At 66.7% G+C, this 23670-nt stretch carries 17 protein-coding genes; 1 reads left to right on the plus strand and 16 read right to left on the minus strand.

From position 1 onward, the window contains the following. Positions 1-72: 72 nt before the first annotated feature. From ACU0DV_RS21900 to ACU0DV_RS21955, 12 genes are all read right to left on the minus strand, one after another. Positions 73-1395 carry an NAD(P)/FAD-dependent oxidoreductase gene (locus tag ACU0DV_RS21900; protein WP_446240915.1) on the minus strand — a complete coding sequence of 441 codons (1323 nt, stop codon included), beginning with the start codon at positions 1393-1395 and terminating at the stop codon, positions 73-75. Beyond that, positions 1392-2420 (minus strand): ABC transporter ATP-binding protein, encoded by a 1029-nt coding sequence (locus ACU0DV_RS21905; RefSeq protein WP_446240914.1) that lies wholly within the window; start codon positions 2418-2420, stop codon positions 1392-1394. Before ACU0DV_RS21905 ends, ACU0DV_RS21900 begins: the two co-directional genes overlap by 4 nt. Further along, entirely contained in the window at positions 2417-3460 is a 1044-nt protein-coding gene (locus ACU0DV_RS21910; protein ID WP_446240913.1) for an ABC transporter ATP-binding protein, read from the minus strand. The genes ACU0DV_RS21905 and ACU0DV_RS21910 overlap by 4 nt, the downstream gene beginning before the upstream one ends. Positions 3461-3474: 14 nt before the next feature. Further along, the gene (locus ACU0DV_RS21915; protein ID WP_100929324.1) at positions 3475-4359 is read right to left on the minus strand and encodes an ABC transporter permease; all 885 of its coding nucleotides are present in this window, start codon (positions 4357-4359) and stop codon (positions 3475-3477) included. Positions 4360-4375: 16 nt separating this feature from the next. Beyond that, positions 4376-5326 carry an ABC transporter permease gene (locus ACU0DV_RS21920; RefSeq protein ID WP_283981126.1) on the minus strand — a complete coding sequence of 317 codons (951 nt, stop codon included), beginning with the start codon at positions 5324-5326 and terminating at the stop codon, positions 4376-4378. 89 nt (positions 5327-5415) lie between these two features. Then, positions 5416-7059: a peptide ABC transporter substrate-binding protein gene (locus ACU0DV_RS21925; RefSeq protein ID WP_446240912.1), complete on the minus strand. Its 1644-nt coding sequence runs from the start codon at positions 7057-7059 to the stop codon at positions 5416-5418. A gap of 104 nt (positions 7060-7163) precedes the next feature. Next, entirely contained in the window at positions 7164-8495 is a 1332-nt protein-coding gene (locus ACU0DV_RS21930) for an NAD(P)/FAD-dependent oxidoreductase (protein WP_446240911.1), read from the minus strand. Continuing rightward, positions 8495-9196 carry an SDR family NAD(P)-dependent oxidoreductase gene (locus ACU0DV_RS21935; protein ID WP_446240910.1) on the minus strand — a complete coding sequence of 234 codons (702 nt, stop codon included), beginning with the start codon at positions 9194-9196 and terminating at the stop codon, positions 8495-8497. Before ACU0DV_RS21935 ends, ACU0DV_RS21930 begins: the two co-directional genes overlap by 1 nt. After that, a complete protein-coding gene (locus ACU0DV_RS21940; protein ID WP_283981123.1) occupies positions 9193-9699 on the minus strand; it encodes a MarR family winged helix-turn-helix transcriptional regulator in 507 nt (168 codons plus the stop codon). The genes ACU0DV_RS21935 and ACU0DV_RS21940 overlap by 4 nt, the downstream gene beginning before the upstream one ends. A gap of 458 nt (positions 9700-10157) precedes the next feature. Beyond that, complete coding sequence (locus ACU0DV_RS21945; protein ID WP_446240909.1) at positions 10158-12410, minus strand: molybdopterin-dependent oxidoreductase; 2253 nt, start codon at positions 12408-12410, stop codon at positions 10158-10160. Between the two features lie 268 nt (positions 12411-12678). Further along, positions 12679-15798, minus strand: a complete 3120-nt coding sequence (locus ACU0DV_RS21950; RefSeq protein ID WP_100929331.1) for an efflux RND transporter permease subunit — start codon at positions 15796-15798, stop codon at positions 12679-12681. Between the two features lie 5 nt (positions 15799-15803). Then, positions 15804-16976, minus strand: coding sequence for an efflux RND transporter periplasmic adaptor subunit (locus ACU0DV_RS21955; RefSeq protein WP_370312288.1), 1173 nt, complete (start codon positions 16974-16976; stop codon positions 15804-15806). Between the two features lie 151 nt (positions 16977-17127). Here ACU0DV_RS21955 and ACU0DV_RS21960 point away from each other — a divergent pair, with 151 nt between their 5' ends. Next, positions 17128-17784 carry a TetR/AcrR family transcriptional regulator gene (locus ACU0DV_RS21960; RefSeq protein ID WP_254698126.1) on the plus strand — a complete coding sequence of 219 codons (657 nt, stop codon included), beginning with the start codon at positions 17128-17130 and terminating at the stop codon, positions 17782-17784. A gap of 15 nt (positions 17785-17799) precedes the next feature. Here ACU0DV_RS21960 and ACU0DV_RS21965 read toward each other — a convergent pair whose 3' ends face one another. From ACU0DV_RS21965 to ACU0DV_RS21980, 4 genes are all read right to left on the minus strand, one after another. Beyond that, the gene (locus ACU0DV_RS21965) at positions 17800-19626 is read right to left on the minus strand and encodes an ABC transporter ATP-binding protein (protein ID WP_446240907.1); all 1827 of its coding nucleotides are present in this window, start codon (positions 19624-19626) and stop codon (positions 17800-17802) included. Position 19627: 1 nt separating this feature from the next. Beyond that, positions 19628-20563 (minus strand): ABC transporter permease subunit, encoded by a 936-nt coding sequence (locus tag ACU0DV_RS21970; RefSeq protein ID WP_198521724.1) that lies wholly within the window; start codon positions 20561-20563, stop codon positions 19628-19630. A 1-nt stretch (position 20564) separates the two neighbouring features. Next, a complete protein-coding gene (gene oppB, locus ACU0DV_RS21975; protein WP_446240906.1) occupies positions 20565-21488 on the minus strand; it encodes an oligopeptide ABC transporter permease OppB in 924 nt (307 codons plus the stop codon). Positions 21489-21620: 132 nt separating this feature from the next. Then, a complete protein-coding gene (locus ACU0DV_RS21980; RefSeq protein WP_100929334.1) occupies positions 21621-23246 on the minus strand; it encodes a peptide ABC transporter substrate-binding protein in 1626 nt (541 codons plus the stop codon). Between the last annotated feature and the right edge of the window lie 424 nt (positions 23247-23670).

Genomic DNA, 23670 nt, shown 5'->3' on the forward strand with positions numbered 1-23670 from the left:
ACAGGCCAATGCCGGTCCGGAGGATGCTCGCGGCGGTCTACATCCCAAGGACCGGTGACTCTCCAAGGCGGGTCAGGCGTGCGGCGGGAGCTCCACGCCGTCGCGGCGGGCGGCGAGGTTGTCCTGCATGCCGTACCAGCGCAGCATCAGGGCGGGCGCGAAGGACATGTAGGGCGGCGCCGACTTCAGCCGTTCGACCGGCAGGGCAAGGTCCTTCTCCGCCGTGCCCTCCGCCCAGTCGGCGAGGATGCCGCCCAGCATGGTACCGGTGGGAACGCCGCGCCCCGAGAGCCCGGTGCAGGCCAGCGCGCCCGGCCCAAGGTCGTAGAGGCGGGGAATGGTGTGGCGCTGCATGTCCAGCTCACCCATCCAGTAGTAATCCCAGGTCGTGCTTTCCGGCACTTGCGGGTGCAGCCAGCGCAGCCGGTCCATGAACATCCGGCGCGTGTACTCCAGGTCGCGGCCGCGTTTGCCCATCGGGAACATCGACGCCACGATCCGGCCCTCGCGGTTGTACTTGTAGACGAAGATGTCGCCGCGCCCGTCGTGCATCGTCCCGTCGAAGGGCAGCACCTGGGCCCGGACATCGTCGGGAAGGGGGTTGGTGGCGGCGAGGATGACCTTCTTGATGCGGAAGGTCTTGTCGAGGCCCTTCCAGCCGCCGTCGGTATAGGCGCCGGTGGCCATGATGACCTTGTCGGCCACGACCTCGCCCGCATCGGTGCGGACGTGCCACCTGTCGCCCTGCCGCTCGACCTTCGACACCTTCGAACGGGTGAACAGGCGGGCGCCTTCCTGCAGCACGGCGCGGGCAAGCCCGCGAGAGTAGCTCAGCGGGTTCAGGTGGCCGCCCGACTCCAGCATCCAGCCGCCGTGAAAACGGTCGGACCCGGTCAGGCGCTTCGCCTCGGCGGCATCGACAACGCGCGAAGGGCAGCCGACAGAGGCATAGCTGTCGGCTTTCTTGTGGATGCGGTCCATGCGCGAAGGCGTCAGTGCCCCGTGGAAATAGCCGTTCTGTTTCCATTCGCAGGAGATCTGGAAATCGCGGATGAACTCGGCGGCCATGTCGGCCCCCTTTGTCTGGCGGGCGATCAGGCGTGCGGCCCGTTCGTGGCCCAGCAGGCTGCGCAGCTCGTCCAGCGAGTAGTAGGAGAACGTCGGCGTGCAGTGCCCGGCATTGCGGCCCGACCCGCCGAAGCCGGCCTCCTGCGCTTCCAGCAGCACGACCTCGTGACCGCGGCGTCGCAGCTCGATGGCTGTTGTCATGCCGGTGTAGCCGCCGCCCACCACGCAGACATCGGTGCGCACGGTGCCTTCCAGCGGGCCGGTGTCCGGCGCGGGGGTGGCCGTTGCATGCCAGAGCGTCGTGTCGAAGGGGGAAAACTGGGTCATGCCATGTGCTTTCGTCTGGAAGAGGAGGTGCTGTCGCCTATCGCCGGCACGAGGGTCAGGTCGTCGCGGATGCAGGCGCTCAGGTGTCCGGGGCCGCGCGGCCGCAGTTCCGGCCGGGCGCGGGCGCAGTCTGGGGTGGCGTGCGCGCAGCGGGTGCGGAAGACGCAGCCCGAGGGCGGCGACAGCGGGCTGGGTGGTTCGCCCTTCATCGGGATACGGGTCCGGCGTGCGCCCACGGTGGGTTGCGGGGCGGCGGAAAGCAGCGTCTCGGTATAGGGGTGTCTGGGCGAGGCAAAGAGCGCACGGGTGGGTGCAATCTCCATGATCTGGCCGAGGTACATCACCGCCACCCGATCCGCGATGTGCCCCACCACGGCAAGGTCGTGGGTGACGAACAGCAGCGTCAGGCCCATCGTGTCGCGGATGTCGGAGAAGAGGTTGAGGACCTGCGCCTGCACCGACACGTCGAGCGCCGAGACCGGTTCGTCCGCGACCATGAAGTCCGGCCGCACGATCAGCGCGCGGGCGATCCCGATGCGCTGCCGCTGCCCGCCCGAGAATTCGTGCGGATAGCGGGTGATCATGCTGCGCGGCAGGCCCACGCGCTCCAGCGTGTCGGCAGCCACGTTGCGGCGGTCGCTGGCGTTCAGCTCCGGCTGGTGGAAGCGCAGGGGCATGGTCAGGCTGTCCTCGACCGTCATGCGCGGGTTGAGCGAGGAAAACGGGTCCTGGAACACCATCTGCATCTTGCGCCGGTAGGGGTGCAAAGCGGCGTGGGACCGGATGGCAAGGTCGGTGCCCTCGTAGAGGACCGATCCGGACGTCGGACGCTCCATCATCATCAGGGTGCGGCCCAGAGAGGACTTGCCCGACCCGGATTCCCCCACCAGCCCCAGCACCTCGCCGCGCTGGATGCGCAGGTTCACACCGTCCACCGCCTTCACCGCGGCGGTCTGCCGGCCCAGCACGCCCTGTCGGACGGGATAGTGCTGTTTCAGGTCGACGGCTTCGATCAGCGTAGTCATGCGGAGATGTCCTCCATGCAGGTCGGGTTCAGCGCGGCGTCCTCTGCCCGGGCGCAGCGCACCGGATGACCGGGTTTGCCATGCGGCAGCAGGTCCGGCATCATCGTGTCGCAGGTCCCGGCCTGCGCGTAAGGGCAACGGGGATGGAAGCTGCAGCCGTGGGGCAGGTCGCCGGGCGTGGGGACAAATCCCTCGATCGTGCCGAGCGCGCCCTTCTTCAGCCCCGCATCCTCCAGCCGTGGCACGGAGGCCAGGAGGCCCCGCGTGTAAGGCATGCGCGGGCGCGTCAGCACGTCTTCGAGCGTGCCTTCCTCGACGATCCGGCCGGAGTACATCACCATGACCCGGTCGGCGATCTCGGCCACGACGCCGAAGTCATGGGTGATGAACAGCATCGCCATGCCGGTCCGCTTCTGGATGTCGCGCAGGAGTTCGAGGATCTGCGCCTGCACCGTCACGTCGAGCGCGGTCGTCGGTTCGTCTGCGATCAGCAGGTCCGGTTCCAGAGCAAGCGCCATGGCGATCACCACGCGCTGGCGCATGCCCCCAGACATCTCTCCCGGGTAGGCAGTCATGCGGCTTTCCGGGTCGGGGATGCCCACGAGGGTCAGAAGTTCCAGCACGCGGGTGCGGATCTGCGCCCGGGTCATCTTGCGGTGATAGCGCAGCGCTTCGGCGATCTGGTCGCCCACGCGGTGCACCGGGTTGAGCGAGGTCAGCGGCTCCTGGAAGATCATGGCTATCTTCGGTCCGCGCACCGCGGTCATGCGGCGTTCGGACAGTTCCAGCAGGTTGACCCCGCCAATGGTGACGCTGCCCCGGATGACGCAGTGCCGGGCATCGGGCAAGAGCCGCATCAGCGCGAAGGAGGTCACCGATTTGCCCGACCCGGATTCGCCCACCAGCGCCAGCGTCTCGCCGCCGTGGATGTCGAAGTCGATGCCATGCACCACCGGCAGTTCGCGGCGGCCGCCCTTGAAGCTGATCGACAGGTTGCGGACCGACAGGACGGGGTCGTTCGAGGGGGATGCGGTCGTCATGGATCTCGCCTCGCCTATTTGACTGAGCGGGCATCCAGCGCGTCGCGCAGCCCGTCACCGATGAAGTTGAAGGAGGTCACCGCGAGGGTGATGGCGACGCCGGGCACGATGGCGAGCCACGGCGCGCTGTCGAGGTACTGCTGCGCATTGTTCAGCATGTTGCCCCAGCTCGGCAGCGGCGGCTGGATGCCGTACCCGAGGAAGGAGATGTAGGCCTCAAGCAGGATGGCGCGGGCGACGGTCAGCGTGGCGGCCACGATGATCGATCCCATCACGTTGGGCAGGATCTCGCGCAGCATGATCCACCAGTGCGGCGCGCCGATCATGCGTGCGGCGGCGGTGAAGTCGCGGGAGGCCTGCCCGCGTACCTCGGCCTCGACGATACGCGCCACTTCCATCCACGAGGTCACCGCGATGATGAGCGTGATCATCGCCGGGGACGGTTGCAGGAAGGCGGCCAGCGTCAGCATCAGGAAGATCGACGGGAAGGACAGGAAGGCGTCGACGACGCGCATCAGTCCGGTGCGGGTCCAGCCGCCGAAGTACCCCGCGACCAGCCCGATCACGGTGCCGATCAGGGTCGACAGCACCATGGCGGTGAAGCCCACGGTCAGCGAGATCTGCCCGGCTGAGAACAGGCGCGCGGCGATGTCCCGGCCCAGCGGATCGGTCCCGAGGATGTGGTTCTCGGTCAGGGGCGGGGAAAAGCGCGCGCGCAGGTCGATATACAGCTCGTCGAAGGGCAGGAAGTAGGGCCCGAGGAAACACGCCAGCGTCAGGGCGACGATCATGAACAGGCCGACCATCGCAAGGCGATGGCGCATGAACTTGCGCATGCGCGGCCCGGTGAACAGCGAGAGGGGCGTGCGGCGGACGGCGGGGTCGGGAAGGGCGGTCATCTGTGCGGTCCTTTCGTCAGCCGAGGCGGATGCGCGGGTCGGCCAGCGCCACCCCCACGTCCGCGAGGAAGTTGCCGATCACGGTGAGGATGGCCGAGAACATCAGGAGCCCCATGATGACCGGGTAATCGTTGTAGCCGAGGCTATCGATGAACAGCCGCCCGAGGCCGGGCCAGGTAAAGACGGTCTCGGTCACCAGCGCGCCGCCGATGATGGTGGGCAGCTGCAGCCCGGCGAGGGTGATCATCGGGATCAGCGCGTTGCGCACGATGTGGGCGCTGATGATGCGGTAGCGTGGCAGGCCCTTGGCCCTGGCGGTGCGGACGAAATCCTGGTCCATCACGTCGAGGGTGGAGGCCCGCATGTAGCGGCTCCAGATCGCGACGTTGACCAGCGCCAGCACCAGAGAGGGCATGATCAGGTGGATGAGGTAGTCGCCAAGGCTCTGGTCGCCCACGGTGTACATGCTGCCCGCAGGCAGCCAGCCCAGTTCCAGCGAGAAGAAGAAGATGGCGACGAGCCCGAACCAGAACGTCGGAATCGAGAGCGCGATCATCGCCCCCACAGTGGCCATGTAGTCGAAGATCGAATAGCGCCTCAGCGCGCCCAGCACGCCGATCAGCGTGCCGAGGCTGACGGCGATGGCGGTGGAGGTGCCCATCAGCAGAAGCGTCGCCCACATGTGCCGCCAGATCACGTCGGTGACCGGCGAGAGGTCTCGGTAGCTGTTGCCCCAATCTCCGCGCACCATGTGAACCAGCCAGTCGAGGTACTGGATCGGAATGGGCCGGTCGAGACCCATCTGCGCCGCGATCCGGTCGAGGTCGGCCTGGCTCATGCCCGGGGTCATCGCGTATTGCGACAGCGGCCCGCCCGGGGCGAGGTTGATGACGGTGAACCCGATCATGGACACGATCAGGATCAGCACGGTGCCCTGCAGGACCCTGTTGATGAGGAAACGTAGCATGGTGCGGCCTCCGGATGGGAAAGGGGCGGCCGTCCCCGGCGCACGCGTGGCGCGCCGGGCTGGCCTGTTCGGTCAGGACTGGGTGCGGGTCAGGACCAGCTCCAGTCCTGCATGTTCCAGAAGGTGATCCGCACGTTGATGTTCGGCTGGTAGCCGTTCATCGTCTCGGCGTGGCCGCGGACCTCGTTGCGCTGGAACAGCGGGAGGAAGGGCAGTTCCTCGCGGACGAGCGACTGGATCTCCTCGTAGATCGGCTTGCGCGCCTCCGGCGAGACGGTGGTTGCGCCCTCGGTCAGCAGGGTGTCGATCCGCTCGTTGGCGTACTGGAAGGTGTTCTGTCCGGCGCCGCCCTGCGCGTTGATTGCCTCGCTGTGGAAGTAGTCGCGGGTGTCCGGGTCGGGACCGGTCAGGAAGATGATCCCGGCCACGGCCATGTCGAACTGCGACTGCATCCAGTGATCCGCCCACATCACCGCCGGCGGCAGGTTCGAGATCGACATCTCGATGCCCATGTCCTTCCAGGTCTGCTGCAGGAACTGCTGAAGCTGCTCGCGCGTGTGGTTGCCCGCGGTGGTCGAGCAGACGAAGCTCAGGCGCTGGCCGTCCTTCTCGCGGATGCCGTCGGAGCCCACGACCCAGCCCGCCTCTTCCAGGATCGCCTTGCCCGCCTCGGGGTCGTAGACGTGCTGCGGCAGGTCCGCGTTGTAGTAGAAGCTCTGCTGCGGCATGTAGGTTTCGGTGGGTGTCGGCAGCCCGTAGTAGAGCGCGTCGATCACCGTCTGCTTGTCGACGCCGAGGTAGAGCGCCTCGCGCACGGCCTTGTCGGCCAGCACCGGGTTGCCGAGGTTCAGCGACAGCGTTTCGACCGTGCCCACCGGGACCAGTTCGACAGTCTTGCCCGGCAGGGTGGAGGCTTCGGCATAATGGTCGGGCGAGATGCCCTGAAGCGCGATCACGTCGATCTCGCCGGTCTTGAACTGGGTATAGAGCACCGTCAGGTCAGGCACGTACTTGACCACCACCCGTTCGATCTGCGCCTTGTTGCCGTGGTAGTCGGGGTTGGCCAGAAGCTGGATGTTGTCGCCCGGCGCGCGGCTGTCCCACTTGAAGGGGCCGGTGCCGATGGGTGTCTGGTTGAACGGCGCCTCGTTCGGATCGACGCCGTCGAAGGCGTGCTTGGGGATGATCATCGTCCAGCTCAGGATCGCCATGTAGGGCGCGAAGGGCGACGACATCTTCCACGTCAGCTCGGTGTCGGAGACGACGGTGATCTCCTCGATCAACTCGTGACCGGTGCGGCGGGCAGCGCGGAAGTTGTCGTCCTTCTGCAGCTCCAGCGTGAACTTGACGTCCTCCGCCGTCATCGGCGTGCCGTCATGCCAGGTGACGCCCTCCTTGAGGGTGATCTTCCATTCGGTGCCGTCTTCCGAGATGCCGCCGTTCTCGACCGTCGGAACCTCGGTCACGAGGCGCGGCGCAAAGGTGCCGTCCGGCTCCACCGAGAAGAGCGGATCGAAGAGCGCCCAGTGAATACCCTCGTCGACCTCGATGTGCAGCATGTGCGGGTTGAAGACGGTCGGCTCCTGGCTGATGCCGACGATCACCTGGCCGGAGGCCTGGGCGCGGGCAGTGCCCGGGAAGGAGGCGAGCCCCAGCCCGGCAGCGCCCAGAAGGGTCATCCCGAGGAAACCTCGGCGGGACGGATGCGAAAGGTCGTTTCCAGTGTTGGTCATGGGTACGTTCCCCTGTTCGGTGAATGGAAGGTCAGTTTCGATCTTGGTCCGGCGCTTCTGGCGGCGCCGCTTGCGTCGCCCGGGTCTTGCACCGGGCGGGCGTTTCAGAACCCGTCGTCGGGTTTCAGGCGGGTGCCGTCCGAGAACCGCGAAAACCGGAAGTGATGCGGGTCGACGCAGGTCTGGCGGCCGGTGACGATCTCGGACATCAGGCGGCCGGCGGCGGGGCCGATCCCGAAGCCGTGCCCGGAGAAACCGGACGCCATGAAGAAACCGGGCAGCGAGTCCACGGCGGAGATCACCGGCACCGCATCGGGCGTGACGTCGATGTAACCCGCCCAGCTTTGCCGCGGCCTGGCGTTGGCGAAGATCGGAAAGGCCTTTGCCGCGGCCTCCAGCGTGTTGCGGACCACCTTGGCGTGCGGTTTCGGATCGAGCACGCGGGTGTACTCGAAGGGAGTGGTCTCGTCGTTCCGCCACTTGCGCGCGTAGGAGGCCTCCTGCGCGAAACGCGGGCCGAAGCGCAGGCGCAGGTCGCGCCACTGGTGTTGCAGGGCGGGCAGGTACTTCAGCGCCAGCCGGAAGCTGTCGGGCACGATGTCGACCACGTTCACGGACCCGGACGCCAGCGTGTAACCGCCATCCTTGCGCTTGCGGAACGAGAAGTCGCTGGTCCAGTAGGCCGCCTCCGGACCGCCCTCGATCGGCTCTGTCCGCACCACGGTGTTCATCACCTTCAGTTGCGGGAACTCGATGCCGAGATTGCCCGAGAACAGCCGCGACCATGCCCCGCCCGCCAGCACCACGGCGTCGCAGGCGATGGGGCCGCGCTCTGTCACCACGCCGCTGATCGCGCCGCCGCTGGTCTCGACCCCGCGCACCGCGCATTCGATCAGTATGACGGCGCCCTTGTCTCGGGCCGCCTCGGCGATGGCGGGGGCGGCCAGCTGCGGTTCGGCGCGCCCGTCGGCGGCGGTGAAGAGACCGCCCTTCACGGGTTCATTGCAACCGGGCATGACCGAGTCGAACTCCGCACCCGAGACCATGCGGCTGTCGAGCTGGTAGGGCTTCAGGTGGTCCGACCAAGATTCGTACTGCGCCATCTGCTTGTCGCTGCGGCAGGCAAACAGGATGCCGGATTGCTTGTAGCCGAGTTCCCGACCGGTCCGTTCCTTCAGCCCCGGCCAGATGCGCAGGGCTTCGGCCATCAGGGGGATCTCGCGCGGGTCGCGGCGGGAAATGCGTACCCAGCCCCAGTTGCGCGAGCTTTGTTCCTGACCGATGCCTCCCTTTTCACACAGCGCGACGCGCAGGCCCTTCTCGGTCAGTTCGAGGGCGGTGGAGGTGCCTATGATGCCTCCGCCGATCACGACGACATCGACCTTGCCGGGCAGGTCTTCGTCTCCGTGGACAGGGGTTACACGTGGTCCGGGCATCAGAATATTCCGTCAAGTTGGCAGTTGAAGGTGATCTCCGCCTGGCAAAGCGTGCCGGGCGTTTCGATGGTGTTGAGCGTCAGGGCGGCGAGGTCCCCCACCTGGGTCATCGCCTCGACCGGAAGCGACCCGTTCGCGGCGGAGAGGCCCATGTCGGTGGCGACAATGCCCGGGCAGATCGCGGTGGCGCGGATGCCGTGGTCCCAGCCTTCGTGGCGCAGCGCGTGCGCCAGCCCCACTGCGGCGAACTTCGAAAAGGCATAGAGGCCGGAGCGCTGCGATTTCACCCGCTTGCCCGAGAGCGAGGCCATGACGACGATGCGTCCCGATCCGCTGTCGATGAGCGGCTGCCACGCCGCGGCAGCCAGGCGGCGCGGGGCGTGGGCGTTGACCTCGAAAAGCCGCAGCACCTTTGCATCATCGCCGGTCACGATGCTGTCGTGTTCCAGCAGTCCCGCGCAGGCCACGACGGCGTCGATGCGGCCATGGCGTTGCATGACGCCCGCGACCCAGTCCTGTTCTCCGCCCGCGGTGGCATCGTAGCCGACCACTTCGGCCGCGTCGGGTGTCAGGCCCTCGGGCAGGGTGTCGGCGTTGCGCAGGCCCAGCGAAACGAACCATCCACGCCGTACCGCTTCGCACGCGATACCCAGGCCGATCCCGCGGGATCCGCCGGTCAACAACATGATTTTTCGGGTCATGACCTGTTTCGCTTCCAATCCAGTCCGTTGTGGCGCTCGACGTATGCGGCGGCGATCTTGCGCAGCAGGGCCACGGTTTGTGCGTGTTCCTCGGCGGTCAGCATCCAGAAGGCCTCTTCGGGTTCGCGGCCGACGATGCCGCGCACCTCGTCCAGCGCGGTCCGGCCTTTGTCGGTGATGAAAAGCTGCTGGCGGCGCTTTGTCTCCGGGTCGGGGCGGCGGTCCAGCAGGCCGTCGGTGATCAGCTTGTCCACGAGCCGGGTCATCGCGGGCGCGTCCTTGCCGGCGAACTGCCGGATCTCGGAGGCGGTGATGCCGGGCTGATGCTCCACGATGAACAGGGTCGAGACCTTCCCGGTCCCGCCCGCCAGCGGCGAGCCGGAGAGCTTCTTCTCCAGGTCGCGCGACACCCAGAGGTTCAGGACCCGGATGTAGTAGCTGATCGCCGTGCTGAGGCAGTCGATCTCGATTTCGTCGAAGCAGTCCTTCGGAGTGTCGGTCATCGTTACGCGTTCTTCTGATCGTTTAAGTGCGGCGTGACTTGTCCTTGCGTCACTCCGAATAGGTTGCGCAGGACAATTGTCGATGACAACTGTCATCGACAACTTTTTGCTGAAATCGGGGGTTTTGGCGCCGTCAGACGTCGATTGATGTCATTTTGGGCTGATTTCAGAGCGGGGCGGTCGTTGGCGCGCCTGGATGTGAGGCCGATTGAGGCCATCCCATGGAATCGCGCGACTCACCTGCGGACGGTTCCGGTCATTCGCAGTGAGGGGAAGGGTTACTCTGAAAGTGCCGGGTAAGGGGCACCCCTGCGGAGCAAGCGCGGAAACACACGACCGCCGGGGACGGCGTCGTGGAATGGGCCCGTGACCCCTCCGGTGCTGGGAGCGTGCCTGTGGAGGCGGCTCCGCGCGGGGACGGTGTCACCCGCACGGAGGAAGGCGGCCGGCGAAGTGCCTCAGGTGTCGAGGCGTGCGACGTCCACCAGCGCCGTGTGTGCGCTGCAGCCCTGACCGAGTTTCGAGGTGCCCACGTCCTTCGTCAGGACGTTGGGGTTGCCGTCCAGGTCGATGTTCCCGCCCGGGTCGCTGAACCACGCGCCGGTCGGCAGGGCGACGACACCGGGGCGGATGTCATCGGACACCTGCGCCCGGGCGCGACAGGCGCCGCGCGTATTGAAGACCCGCAGAAGGTCGCCCGTGCTGATTGCCCGAGTGGCCGCGTCGTCGGGATGGATGACGAGCGTCGCGGGCCGTGCACCCGGTACATCCGCCAACGCGCTTTCGAGCTGGCTGTGCAGCTTGTCGCCGGGCTGGGGCGAGACGAGGTGCAGCGGTGCCTCGGGGGCGGCGGACCCCAGCCACTCCGACGGCGGCAGCCAGATCGGATGACCGGGACAATCGTCATACCCGAACCCGTCGATGGTCGTGGAGAAGATCTCGATCCGGCCCGAAGGCGTCCCGAGCGGAGCCTGTTCCGGGTCCTCCCGGAAGGGGCCGAAATACGAATGACCGACGCGGTCCGAGCGAATGGGCAGCTTGATCCAGTTCTCCTGCCGCAACCCGTCGAGGTCGGGGATCTCGATCCCCTGCGCCGCGGCCCGTTCCCGGTAGTCGGCATAGAGGATCTCGATCCAGTCGTCGGCGCTGCGGCCCTCGGAAAAGACCTCGCCAACACCGATCCGTTCGGCCAGACCGGCGAAGATCGCGTAGTCGTCGCGCGCCTCGCCCACGGGCGACACCAGCCGCGGCATGTGGAACAGGTGGTCGTCAAGGCTGGACCGGCCGATGTCCTCGCGCTCATAGGGGGTGGTCGCGGGGAAGACGATGTCCGCGCGCTTGGCCGTGGCGGTCCACCACGGTTCGTTGACGATGATCGTCTCGGGCTGCTGCCAGGCCTTGTGCAGGGCGTTGAGGTCCTGGTGATGGTGATACGGGTTGCCGCCCGCCCAGTAGATCAGGCGGATGTCGGGGTAGGGCGCGCGCTGGCCGTTGAAGTCGTAGGGCTGCCCGGGGTTGCGCAGCATGTCGGCAATGCGCGCCACGGGGATCCGCGTCTGTACCGGGTTCGTCAGTTGCGAGAAGGTCATCCCCGACATGGCGTCGAGCGTCTTGCCCACGCCGCCGATTGCGCCGTAGCCGTAACCCACGCCGCCGCCGGGCAGACCGATCTGACCGAGCATCGCAGCCAGCACGGCGGACATCCAGTAGGGCTGTTCCCCGTGTTCGCCGCGCTGAAGGGACCAGGCCACGGTGATCAGCGTGCGGGTCGACGCCATCCGTCGCGCGAGGTCGCGGATCGCGTCAGGCGCCGCGCCGCAGAGCTCTGCCGCCCATTCCGGGGTCTTCGGCGTGCCGTCGCGCTCGCCCATGAGATAGGGGCGGAAGCGGGCGAACCCCTCGGTGTAGCGGTCGAGGAAGGCGTGGTCCGTCAGGCCCTCGCTCTCCAGCACATAAGCCAGCGCCAGCATCAGCGCGGTGTCGGACCCCGGCCGGACCGGCAGCCACGCGCAGCCCGCGGGCGCGTCCGTCCGCTGCGGTCCGACGTTCAGGCAATACATCCCCTTGCCGAGAAAACGCTGCATCCAGCCCGCGGTGTCGTGATCGGTCACGCCGCCCATGCTGACCTGCGCGTTCTTCGGGTTGATCCCGCCAAACATCACCAGCGTTTCGGTGTGGTCGTGGATCGAATGCCAGCCCTCCTGATGCTCGTAGAGCAGCGACAGGAAGTTGAGGCCGAAGACATGGGGCATGATCGATTGCGCGCAGCCGGTGGAATAGCTGCCGAAGGAGGCGACGTACCCGCCGATGCTGTTCAGGAACCGGTGCACCTGGCTTTGCGCGTGGTGGAACCGTCCGGCCGAACTCCAGCCGTAGGAGCCGCCGAAGATCGCCTCGTTGCCGTGGGTCTTGCGGATGCGGTCGATCTCTGCCGCGGCGATGTCGAGGGCCTCGTCCCAGGGCAGTTCGACAAAGTCGTCGGTGCCGCGCCCGCTGCGCTGGCGGGTGTCCAGCCAGCCGCGCCGGATGGACGGCCGCGCCACGCGGGAACGGTGATGCACCGCCTGCGGGAGGATGTCGGGAATGTGCGAGGGATGCGTGTCGGCCGCGAACGGGCGCGTGGCGACGATGCGGTCGTTCTCCACGTCCACCTCGAAGGCGCCCCAGTGGCTCGACGTGACCCTGGTGAAGCGTGCGGCGGTGTCGTCCATGTTGCGTCCCTGTCTGCGGCTCGATTGCGTGCCAATCCCTAGCCAACATGGATCGGTCCGCCAAGGGAGCGCGTGCAGGTTCGTGCGCGGATGCGCCGTCTGAAGGAACAGCCGGAGAACCGGGACGCGGACTGCCCGTGGGCCATCAGGGCCGTCTAAGTAGGCGGTCGCGCGGTGGTCGGGAAAGGCTATGGGGAAGGGGGCGCTCCGTTGCCCATGGTCCGGACCGGGGCGCAGGGGGGCGGGGCATCGCTGCCCCGCCCGGTGGTCATTCGGCCGGTTGCGCTTCGGCTGCCGGGCGCTTGCGGGTGAACAGGCGCACCACGATCACGAAGAACAGCGGCACCAGCAGCACCCCGAAGATGGTGGAGGACAGCGTGCCCCCCAGCACCCCGGCGCCGATGGCGTTCCGCCCGCCGGAGCCCGCGCCGGTGGAGATCACCAGCGGCACCACGCCGAGCGAGAAGGCCATGGAGGTCATGATGATCGGACGGAAGCGCTGCTTGGCAGCCTCGATTGTCGCGCTCAGCACATCCTCGCCCGCCTCCATCCTGTCGCGGGCGAATTCCACGATCAGGATGGCGTTCTTGCCGGTCAGACCGATCACCGTCAGCAGACCCACCTGGAAGAACACGCCGTTCTCGTAGCTGCCTGCCCAGGCACCCAGCAGCGCGCCGAGCACGCCGATGGGCATGGCCAGCATCACCGCGAAGGGGATCGACCAGCTTTCGTAAAGCGCGGCCAGCGACAGGAACACGGCGGCCAGGGACAGCGCATAGAGCAGCGGCGCCTGGTTGCCGGATTCCCGTTCCTCCAGCGACAGGCCGGTCCAAGACAGGCCGAAGCCCTCGGGAAGTTGGGACACGAGGCGCTCCATCTCTGCCATGGCTTCACCCGTGGTGACGCCCGGCGCGGGGCTGCCCTGGATCTGGAGGGCCGGCACGCCGTTGTAGCGGTAGACGCCCTGTGCGCCCATCTTCCACGATCCCTCGGCAAAGTTGGCGAAGGGCACGAGGCCGCCGGATGCGTTGCGCACACGCCACTTGGTCAGGTCCGAAGGTGTGGACCGGCTGTCCGCCTGTCCCTGCACGTAGACCCGCTTGATCCGGCCCCGGTCGATGAAATCGTTCACGTAGGCCCCGGCCCATGCGATCCTCAGCAGGTTGGACACGTCGGAGGCCGTCACCCCCATCGCGCCCGCCTTGCGCCAGTCGATGGCGAGGTTGAACTGCGAGGCATCCTCGAGACCGTTCGGACGCACACCCGTCAGCAGCGGGCTTTGCGCCGTCATGCCCAGAAGCTGGTTGCGGGCGGCGACGAGTTCCTCGTGGGTCTGGCCGCCACGCGCCTGCAGGTACATGTCGAAGCCCGAGACGTTGCCAAGCTCGGTAACCGCAGGTGGCACGACCGGGAAGACGAAGGCATCCTGGATCTGCGACAGCGCGCCGAAGGCCCTACCGGCGACGGCCCGGGCCGACAGCGCCGGGTTCTCCCGTTCGGACCAGTCCTTCAGACGGACGAAGGCCAGCGCCATGTTTTGCCCCTGACCGGCAAAGCCGAAGCCCGCCACGCCGAAGACCGCCTCAACCGCGTCCGCTTCCTGTTCGAGGAAGTAGGTCTGCACCTGTTCGACGACCTCCTCCGTCCGCTCCAGCGTCGCGCCGGTGGGGGCCTGGATCATCACGAACATGATGCCCTGGTCCTCGTCCGGCAGGAAGCCGGTGGGCGTGCGCATGAACAGCGCGACCATGCCGCCGACGATCAGCAGGTAGATCAGCGTCATGCGGAACGGCCGCCGCACGATGCCGCCGACCGCCTTGCCGTAGCCGCGCGTCGTCGCGCCGAACCCCCGGTTGAAGAGGCCGAAGAAGCCGCGCTTTTCGCCGTGGGACTGCTTGAGCATCGTGGCGCAGAGCGCCGGGGTAAGGGTCAGCGCCACTAGGACCGACAGCGCCATGGCCGAGACGATGGTGACTGAGAACTGCTGATAGATAACGCCAGTCGACCCGCCGAAGAAGGCCATGGGCACGAACACCGCCGACAGCACCATCGCGATGCCGATCAGGGCGCCGGTGATCTGGTCCATGGATTTGCGGGTGGCTTCGCGCGGGGAAAGGCCCTCTTCTTCCATCAGGCGTTCGACGTTCTCGACGACCACGATGGCGTCGTCCACGAGCAGACCGATGGCCAGAACCATGGCGAGCATGGTCAGCGTGTTGATCGTGTAGCCCATCACCGCGAGAACCCCGAAGGTCCCCAGGATGACGACCGGCACGGCAAGCGTCGGGATCAGCGTGGCGCGCAGGTTCTGCAGGAACAGCAGCATCACGAGGAAGACGAGGATGATCGCCTCGACCAGCGTGCGCAGCACCTCCTCGATGGAGATCTCCACGAAGGGGGTGGTGTCGTAGGGGATGGTATAGGCGATGCCGGCGGGGAAGAACTGCGCGAACTCCTCCATCCGGGCGTGCACCAGCTCAGACGTGTCCAGCGCGTTGGCGCCGGGGGCGAGGCTGATCGCCATGCCGCTGGCGGGCTGGCCGTCATAGGTCGGGGTGAAGTTGTACCCTTCGGAGCCGATCTCGACCGTGGCCACGTCGTCCAGCAGCACGAGGCCGCCGTTCTCCTGCGCGCGCAGGACGATCTGGCGGAAGTCCTCCGGCGTCTGGAGCAGCGACTGCGCGGTGATCGTGGCGTTCAGCATCTGCCCGTCGGCGGTGGGACGGTCGCCGAATGCCCCGGCCGAGATCTGGGCGTTCTCGGCACTGACCGCCGCCACCACGTCCGAAGGCGTCAGTTCATAGGCGGTCAGTTTCGACGGGTCGAGCCAGATGCGCATGGCATACTGGCCGCCGAAGACCTGCACGGAGCCGACGCCCTCGATCCGGGACATCTCGTCCACGAGGTTGGATTTCAGGTAGTCCGACAGGTCCGTCTGGTCGAGGCTGCCATCCGGCGAGATCAGCGCGATCACCATCAGGAAGCCCGCCGAGGACTTCTGCACCGTCACGCCCTGCCGCTGCACGCTGTCGGGCAGCAGCGGTGTGGCCTGCGCCAGCTTGTTCTGCACCTGCACTTGCGCGATGTCCGGATCGGTGCCGGTCTCGAAGGTCAGCGTGATGCTGGCCGTCCCCGCCGAGGTGGAGTTCGACGACACGTAGCGCATCCCGTCGAGGCCGGTCATCTGCTGTTCGATGATCTGCGTGACGGTATTGGCCACGGTCTGCGCCGAGGCACCGGGATAGGTCGCCCGGATGGAGATCGAGGGCGGCGCGATCTGCGGATACTGCGCGATGGGGAGCGTCAGCACGGACAGGATGCCGATCCCCATGACGATGATGGATATGACCCACGCAAAGATGGGCCGTTCGATGAAGAAACGGGCCATTGCGCTTACTCCGTTGCCGTGGTGGCGTCGCCGGGGGTCTCGGCTGCGGCCTCGGCGGTGCGTTCCGCCGGGGCGACGGTGGCGCCCGGTCCGGTCTTCTGCACGCCTTCGACCACGACGCGGTCGCCGGGGTTCAGGCCTTCGCTGACCACCCAGTCGGAGCCGCGGTCCTGCAGGATCGTCAGCGGACGGACCTCGACCACGTTGTCGGCGTTCACCACCCATGTCTGCGGGTTGCCGCGGCGGTCGCGGGTGACGGCCTCCTGCGGGACGAGGTAGACGTTGTCGAGTTGCGCGGTCGGCATCTCGACCTGCACGTACATGCCCGGCAGCAGAAGCATGTCGGGGTTCGGGAACTCGATCCGAAGGACGATCACGCCCGTCTGTTCATCGACGTGCGGTTCGGCGGCAGTCAGCTGGCCGGGCTCCGAATAGGACTCGCCGTCTGCCAGGGTCAGCTTGACCTCGCCCGGGGTTTCATCGTCCAGCGCCGTGCCACGACGCCAGGCCAGCAGCTCGGCGGCGGATTGGGTTACGTCGACATAGACCGTGTCCAGCTTGCGGATGGTGGTCAGCGGTGTCGACTGGCTGGCGGTCACGAGCGCACCGCGCGAGATGTCCGAAAGGCCGATCCGCCCTGACAGGCGGGCGCGGATCTCGGTATGGTCGAGGTCGATCTGGGCCGACCTGAGCGCCGCTTCGGACATCACCACCTGTGCATCGGCGGTGTCGCGGGCAGAGGTCGCCTCGTCCACCGCCTGCTGGCTGGTGACACCGCGCGTCGACAGGCTGCTGACCCGCTCGAAGTCACGCTCTGCCGCCCGTTGCTGGGCCTGCGACGCGCTGAGCTGCGCCTCCGCCTGCGCGACTGCGGCCTCGTAGGTTGTCGGGTCGATGGTGTAGAGCAGGTCGCCCTCCTCGACCATCGTGCCTTCCTTGAAGTGACGCTCGGTGATGATGCCGTTGACCTGCGGCCGCACCTCCGCCACCGCCGACGCGCGCACGCGGCCGGGCAGGGTGGAGGTCAGCGTCAGCTCCTGCGGCTGCATCGTTGCCACTGTGACTGCCGCCGGAGGACGTTCGCCCCCCTGTTGCTGCGCAAGCGCCGGGTTGAAAGACAGCGGCAGGACAGCCGCCAGAAGAAGCGCCCGAAGCGGCGCGGTCGTGACCGAACGCATTGTCGGCTCCTTTTCGCGAATCCGGCGAAATCGCTTGGCGCAATCCGGCGGAGTATTTAAAAGACTCGCGAGTCTCATAAGTACCGCAATGTGGATTCCGCAAGATGCTTTTTGTCGCGAGGGGCAAAGCACGGCGATTTGGAGGGCTGGCGTGGCACGCATCGCACAAGCAGTCGGCGAGAACGACGATCCTGTTCCCGTCCGCAAGGGGCGCCCCGTGGTCATGGACGCGGAGGAACGGCGCGACGTGATCCTCGGCGCGCTCGACGACCACTTCCACGAGGTGGGACTGGCGGGGATGACAATGGCGGCCATTGCGCGCCGCGCGGGCATGTCGAAGCAGACGCTTTACGGCCTGTTCCAGGACCGCGACACGCTGTTCGACGCCTATATCGAGAGACGCTTTGCGAAGTGCGCCCCCATGCCGGACCTGCCGGAAGACGCCTCCTTTGCGGTCCGGCTGCGCAAGCTCTTCATGATCGACGAACCCGGCGACCGCTGGGACCTGCCCATTGCGCTCTTCCGCCTGGCCATCGCGGAGGCGGCGCAGCACCCGCGGCTCAGCCGGCGCTGCCTGGAGGAAGGTCCGCGCAACAAGCAGGCCATCGTCCGGGCCGAGATCGAGCGGGCCTGCGCGCGCGGCGAGCTTCGGGTCGGCGACCCGGCCGCCGCGGCGACCCTACTGCTCGACATGCTGAACCTGCCGGTGATCGAGGCGCTGATCATGACCGACGAACATCCCTGCCAGACAGCGCGCAAAGCCCGGTTTGAGCTGGGCCTCAGGGTCTTCCTGAACGGCATCTCCTGAGGCGGTCCCGGCGGCTCAGGCCGCGGGGACAGCGCCCCCGGCCCGGGGGTGTTTCAGCAGGCTGTCCAGCGGATCGTGTTCCGCCACGAGGTGACCGCCGCCCATGTCGCGCAGTTGCGGAACATACACCTCGCCCTGATCGGCCAGACGAGAGGGCAGGAACCGCAGCGAAGCGCGCGGGTCCATGGGCGAGGGCAGCTCGCCCGGGATGCGGATGCGGGTCCGTGCGCGCTCGGCCTCCGGATCGGGGATCGGCACGGCGGAAATCAGCGCCTGCGTGTAGGGATGCTGCGGTCGGGCACAGATGGTATCAGCATCGCCCATTTCCACGATCCGCCCGAGGTAGAGCACCATGATGCGGTTGGAGATGGCGCGGACCACGGACAGGTCGTGGCTGATGAACAGCATCGACATGCCGAATTCGTCCTGCAGGTCCTTCAACAGCTTCACGATCTGCGCCTGGATCGAGACGTCGAGCGCGCTGACCGCCTCGTCGCAGACGATAAGCTTGGGCCGGGTGATCATCGCGCGGGCGATGCCGACGCGCTGGTTCTGACCGCCGGACAACTCGTGCGGGTAGCGGTTGTACATCGACGGGTCTAGGCCGACGCGGGTCATCATCGCCGCCACTTCCTCGCGCCGCTCGCGGGCGGTCATCTCGGGGCGGTGGGTCTGCAACGGCTCCACAATCGAGGCGGAGATGGTCAGCCGGGGGTCGAGGCTCGCCAGCGGGTCCTGGAAGACGATCTGCAGGTCGCGGCGTTCCCGCTTCAGCGCCTTGCGGTCCAGTTCGGTCAGCGGCTTGCCCAGCCATGACACGGTGCCCGACTGCGACGCGATCAGCTGCAGCACCGCGCGGGCTAGGGTGGACTTGCCGCAGCCGGATTCACCGACGATGCCCAGCGTCTCGCCTTCCTTCAGGTCGAAGCTGACGCCGTTGACCGCCTTCAGCGGCACAGTGCGTCCGAAGAGCCCGCCCTTGACGGTGATCGGGAAGTGCACCTTCAGGTCGTCCACGTCGAGGATGGTCCTGCCGGTGACGTCGCCCGGTGCATCGCCCTTGTCGATCCGCGGCATCGCTTCCAGCAGCTTGCGCGTGTATGCGTGTTCGGGCCGGGCGAAGATGTGCTCTACCGGGCCGTCCTCCACGAACTCGCCCAAGCGCATGACCTTCACGTGGTCGCACATGCGGGCGACGACGCCCATGTCGTGGGTGATGAGTGCAATGGCGGTGCCCATCTCCTTTTGGAGGGTGGCCATCAGGTCCAGAACCTCTGCCTGCACGGTCACGTCGAGTGCGGTGGTCGGTTCGTCCGCGATCAGCAGCTTCGGGTCGCAGAGCATGGCCTGGGCGATCATCACGCGCTGGCGCATCCCGCCCGACAGTTCGTGGGGGTACTGGTCGAGGCGGCGCTCGGCCTCCGGGATCTGGACGCGGTTCAGCCAGTCGAGGCAGTGGGCGCGCGCCGCACGGCCGCGCAGACCCCTGTGGACCCGCAGCACCTCGGCCATCTGCGCGCCGATCTTCAGGTGCGGGGTAAGCGCGGTCAGCGGGTCCTGGAAGATCATGCCCACGTCCGCGCCCCGGATCGCGTTCAGCCGTTTCAGGGGCACGTTCAGGATCTCCTGCCCGGACAAGGTCACCGACCCGGTGGCGCGCCCGTTCGGCGGCAGAAGGCCCATCGCGGCCATGAAGCTCTGCGACTTGCCGGAACCGCTTTCGCCCACGATGCCAAGACACTGGCCTGCGGCGATGTCGAAGGACACGCCCTTGACGGCCTGCACTTCGCCATCGGGCGTGTCGAAGGAGACGTTCAGGTCCTTGACGGAAAACACGGTCATGTCAGCGGTCCTTCGGGTCGAGCGCGTCGCGCAGGCCGTCGCCGATGAAGAACATCGCGATGATCAGCGTGACGTAGAAGAAAAGCGGAAACAGCAACTGCCAGAGGGTGCCGTAGGCCATGGTGCCCGCGCCCTCGGCGATCAGGCGGCCGAGGGAGGTGTTGGGCTCCGATATGCCGAGGCCGAGGAAAGAGATGAAACTTTCGGCGAGGATCATCTCGGGCACCAATAGCGAGGCATAGACGATCACCACACCCGCGAGGTTGGGCAGGATGTGGCGGCGGATGATGGTGGCCTCCGACACGCCGGTGGCGCGGGCGGCCTCGATGAACTCCCGGCCCTTGAGCGTCAGGGTCTGGCCACGGACGATGCGGCTCATGGTCAGCCACGACACCGCGCCGAGACCCAGGAAAAGCGCGACGAAGCTGCGTCCGGCGACGACGAGGATGAGGATCAGGATCAGTGTCAGCGGGATGGCCAGCATGATGTCCACGAAGCGCATCATGACGCTGTCGAGGCGTCCGCCGAAGTAGCCCGCGACGACGCCCCAGAGCGTGCCCACGACCAGCGCCATGGCGGCGCCGATCAGTCCGACCAGCAGCGAGGTGCGCGTCGCCTGGATCGTCCGGGCGTAGAGGTCGCGGCCAAGGTCGTCGACGCCGAAGTAGTGCCCCGTTTCCAGCGACGGCATGCCCATGCCCTTCACGTCGCCCATCACGACCCAGTCGATTTCCTCGTTCGACCATTGCGATAGGAGGGGGCCGAACAGCACGAACAGCACGATCAGCGCGAGGATGACGACGCTGGCCATGGCGGCCTTGTTGCGCAGGAAGCGGTTGAAGGCGTCCCTCAGCAGCGACCGGCCGCGCACCGCGGTGAAGTCGGTGATCTCGCCGGCCAGCGCGGCGGCCTTGGGGGATGTTCCGAAAAAGCGCATGTCAGTACCGGATCTTGGGATCGAACCACGCGTAGGCGAGGTCGGTCAGCAGGTTCACGATGACGGTCAGCGCGCCATAGAGGATCGTCACGCCCAGCAGCACCGCGTAGTCGCGGGTGAGGGCGGAGTTCACGTAGCTCTGACCGAGGCCGCCGGTGGAGAAGTAGAGGTCCACGAAGACCGAGCCCGTCAGCACGTAGACGAAGACCGGCCCGAGGTAGGAGATCACCGGCAGGAGCGTCGGCTTCATCGCGTGCCGCCAGATGATCGTGCTTTGCGGCAGACCCTTGGCGCGGGCCGTGCGGATGAAGTTGGAGTTCAGCACCTCCAGCATCGACGAGCGGGTGATCCGGGCGACGGACCCCATGTAGGAAGTCGAGAGCGCGATCACCGGCATGATCAGGTATTCCCACTGTCCGCCGTTCCAGCCGCCGCCGGGCAGCAGGCCCAGCCAGAGCGTGAAGGTCAGGATCAGGATCGGGCCCATGATGAAGTTCGGCAGCGCCTGCGCGGCGATCCCCAGCGAAACGGCGAAATAGTCGATCCAGGTGTTGTGCCGGATCGCGGCGGCGATGCCCAGCGTCACGCCCACGACGCTCGCGGCAAGGAACGACAGCGAGCCATAGGTCAGCGAGATCGGGAAACCCTGCGCGATGATGTCGTTCACGTCGCGGTCCTTGTAGACGAAGGACGGACCGAAATCGAAATGCAGGACGATGTTGGCGAAGTAGTCCCAGAGCTGTTTCCACAGCGGCTGGTCGAGGCCGTACCGGCGCTCGATGTTGGCAAGCACCTCGGGGGGGAGGGGACGTTCGGAGGTGAATGGCCCGCCGGGAGCAAGCTGCATCATGGTGAAGGCGGCGATCACCAGCAACAGGATCGTCGGGACAGCCACCAGAAGCCGTCGGATCACGTAGGAAAGCATGTGGGGTTCAACCTTGCGGATGTGGATCGGCACCCCGGGACCGGGACTTGGCCGGTGCCCGTGTCCCTGCGCACAGTCGGGAGGCGCGGGGACAGGTCCCGGCGCGAACGCCGGGACGGGTCTCGGGAGGGGTTACTCGGCGACCTTGTAGAGGTCCTTCGAATACCAGTTCTGTTCGACGTTGTTCACCGGCCAGTTGCCCACGTCGCTGTCCATCATGTAGACGCCTGCCGCGTGGTAGACCGGGATCACCGGCATGTCCTGTGCAAAGATCTGCTCGGCCTCGGCGTAGAGCGGCGCGCTGTCGTCGGCGGACTTCGCCTCCTGGATCAGCGCGTCGTAATCGGCGTTGGAGTACTTGCCGTCGTTGTAGCCGGACGGCGTCGTCAGCAGGTCGAGGAAGGTGGATGCCTCGTTGTAGTCGCCGCACCACGCGCCGCGGGCCAGTTCGAAGTCCTGGTTGCCGCGCACCTCGAGGAAGACCTTCCACTCCATGTTGGACAGCTCGACCTCGACGCCCAGCTTCTGCTTCCACATCTGCGACATGACCACGGCGATCTTCTGGTGGTTGTCGGAGGTGTTGTACATCATGCCGAACTTCAGCGGGTTCTCGGGACCGTAGCCTGCCTCTGCCAGCAGTTCCTTGGCCTTCTCGTCGCGCTCTGCCTGGGTCATCTCCTGCATCTCGGTGACCGGCGGTTCAAAGTTGGCCACGGCGGCAGGGGCGAAGGTGTAGGCAGACACTTCCCCGCCCGCCAGCACGTTCTTGGTGATGATGTCGCGGTCGATGGCCAGCGCCAGCGCCTTGCGCACGTTCACGTCCTTGAAGGCTTCGGGGCCGCTGTCGGACAGGTTGAACGTGTAGTAGTAGTTGCACAGCCGCGGGAAGCTGATCGCCTCCTCGGGGTGCTCCTCGGACAGGCGCGGGAACTGGCCTGCGGGGACCTCGGTGCGGTCGAGCTCACCGGCGAGGAAACGGGTCAGTGCCACGTTCTCGTCGTTGATGACCAGCGCTACGGTCTTGTCGATGATGGTGTTCTCGTTGTCCCAGTACATCTCGTTGCGCTCGCGGGTGGAGCGTTCGTTCGGGATGTGCTCGGTCAGCACGTAGGCGCCGTTGGAAACGATGTTTTCCGTCTTGGTCCAGTCGTCGCCGAATTCCTCGATCACCTTCTGCGGTGCCGGGAAGGTCGTGGCGTGCGTCACCATCTGCGGGAAGTAGGACAGCGGCTGGCTGAGCTTCACTTCGAGGGTGCGATCGTCGATGGCGGTCACGCCCAGCTCTTCCGGTGCCATATCGCCTGCGATGATCGCGTCTGCGTTCTCGATGGACATGAGCGACATGTACCACTGGTAGGGCGACGCCAGTTCCGGAGAGACCGCGCGGCGCCACGCGAAGACGAAGTCCTGCGCGGTCACGGGATCGCCGTTCGACCACTTCGCATCGTCGCGCAGCGTGAAGGTGTAGGTGGTCTTGTCCTCGGAGGCCTCGAAACCGGTGGCGACACCGGGCACTAGTTCGCCGTTCTCGTCCTGGTTCATCAGGCCCTCGAACAGGTCGCGCGCCAGTTCGGAGCCGGTCACGTCCTCGACCACCTGCGGGTCGAGCGAAGAGAACTCGTCGAGGATGCGGTAGGTGAAGGTCTGTTCCGCGGCCAGCGGTTCGCCGGTCTCGGGGTGGGTCTCCTGGGCCAGTCCGGCGGTGGCGATGCCGGCGCTCAGGAATGTCGTCAGGGTCAGGTGGGCAAGTCTTGTCATTATGAGCGTCCCTTGCTGGGTCCGGGCGATCCCGCCCTTCGTGTTATGGTGTAGTCTTTTCCAGGTGTGGCAACCTGAGTTTGAGTTAGCGTACACCGGAATGGGTACTTCAGGTTGGCCGTTTCTGCCATCGGCAAATCAATACCGAAGGCAATCTGTCGGGCAATAGGGGCGTACGCGACGTTATCCGGGCAGCGGCGCAGATAGACGTTTCCTTCCCCGGCAGCCTGTAATGTCTGCACGAATGTTGCGCCCTGCGACGGTCCCGCGCAATGGCCGCCGCGCCTAGCGGCGGCAAGCCGCTGGCTTCGGGGCCACGGATGCCGACGGATGCGCCGCGACGCTGGAACCCGGGGCGCGTGACTCAGGTTTGATTTGCATCCGACGCCTGAATATCTGAGAAGGGCAGACCAACACTGCGGGG

This window comes from Sagittula sp., assembly GCF_052825245.1.

Excerpts from the sequence above, each read along its gene's own strand:
- ACU0DV_RS21900 (WP_446240915.1), bottom strand. The coding sequence starts at position 1,395 with ATGACCCAGTTTTCCCCCTTCGACACGACGCTCTGGCATGCAACGGCC.
- ACU0DV_RS21905 (WP_446240914.1), bottom strand. The coding sequence starts at position 2,420 with ATGACTACGCTGATCGAAGCCGTCGACCTGAAACAGCACTATCCCGTC.
- ACU0DV_RS21910 (WP_446240913.1), bottom strand. The coding sequence starts at position 3,460 with ATGACGACCGCATCCCCCTCGAACGACCCCGTCCTGTCGGTCCGCAAC.
- ACU0DV_RS21915 (WP_100929324.1), bottom strand. The coding sequence starts at position 4,359 with ATGACCGCCCTTCCCGACCCCGCCGTCCGCCGCACGCCCCTCTCGCTG.
- ACU0DV_RS21920 (WP_283981126.1), bottom strand. The coding sequence starts at position 5,326 with ATGCTACGTTTCCTCATCAACAGGGTCCTGCAGGGCACCGTGCTGATC.
- ACU0DV_RS21925 (WP_446240912.1), bottom strand. The coding sequence starts at position 7,059 with ATGACCAACACTGGAAACGACCTTTCGCATCCGTCCCGCCGAGGTTTC.
- ACU0DV_RS21930 (WP_446240911.1), bottom strand. The coding sequence starts at position 8,495 with ATGCCCGGACCACGTGTAACCCCTGTCCACGGAGACGAAGACCTGCCC.
- ACU0DV_RS21935 (WP_446240910.1), bottom strand. The coding sequence starts at position 9,196 with ATGACCCGAAAAATCATGTTGTTGACCGGCGGATCCCGCGGGATCGGC.
- ACU0DV_RS21940 (WP_283981123.1), bottom strand. The coding sequence starts at position 9,699 with ATGACCGACACTCCGAAGGACTGCTTCGACGAAATCGAGATCGACTGC.
- ACU0DV_RS21945 (WP_446240909.1), bottom strand. The coding sequence starts at position 12,410 with ATGGACGACACCGCCGCACGCTTCACCAGGGTCACGTCGAGCCACTGG.
- ACU0DV_RS21950 (WP_100929331.1), bottom strand. The coding sequence starts at position 15,798 with ATGGCCCGTTTCTTCATCGAACGGCCCATCTTTGCGTGGGTCATATCC.
- ACU0DV_RS21955 (WP_370312288.1), bottom strand. The coding sequence starts at position 16,976 with ATGCGTTCGGTCACGACCGCGCCGCTTCGGGCGCTTCTTCTGGCGGCT.
- ACU0DV_RS21965 (WP_446240907.1), bottom strand. The coding sequence starts at position 19,626 with ATGACCGTGTTTTCCGTCAAGGACCTGAACGTCTCCTTCGACACGCCC.
- ACU0DV_RS21970 (WP_198521724.1), bottom strand. The coding sequence starts at position 20,563 with ATGCGCTTTTTCGGAACATCCCCCAAGGCCGCCGCGCTGGCCGGCGAG.
- oppB (WP_446240906.1), bottom strand. The coding sequence starts at position 21,488 with ATGCTTTCCTACGTGATCCGACGGCTTCTGGTGGCTGTCCCGACGATC.
- ACU0DV_RS21980 (WP_100929334.1), bottom strand. The coding sequence starts at position 23,246 with ATGACAAGACTTGCCCACCTGACCCTGACGACATTCCTGAGCGCCGGC.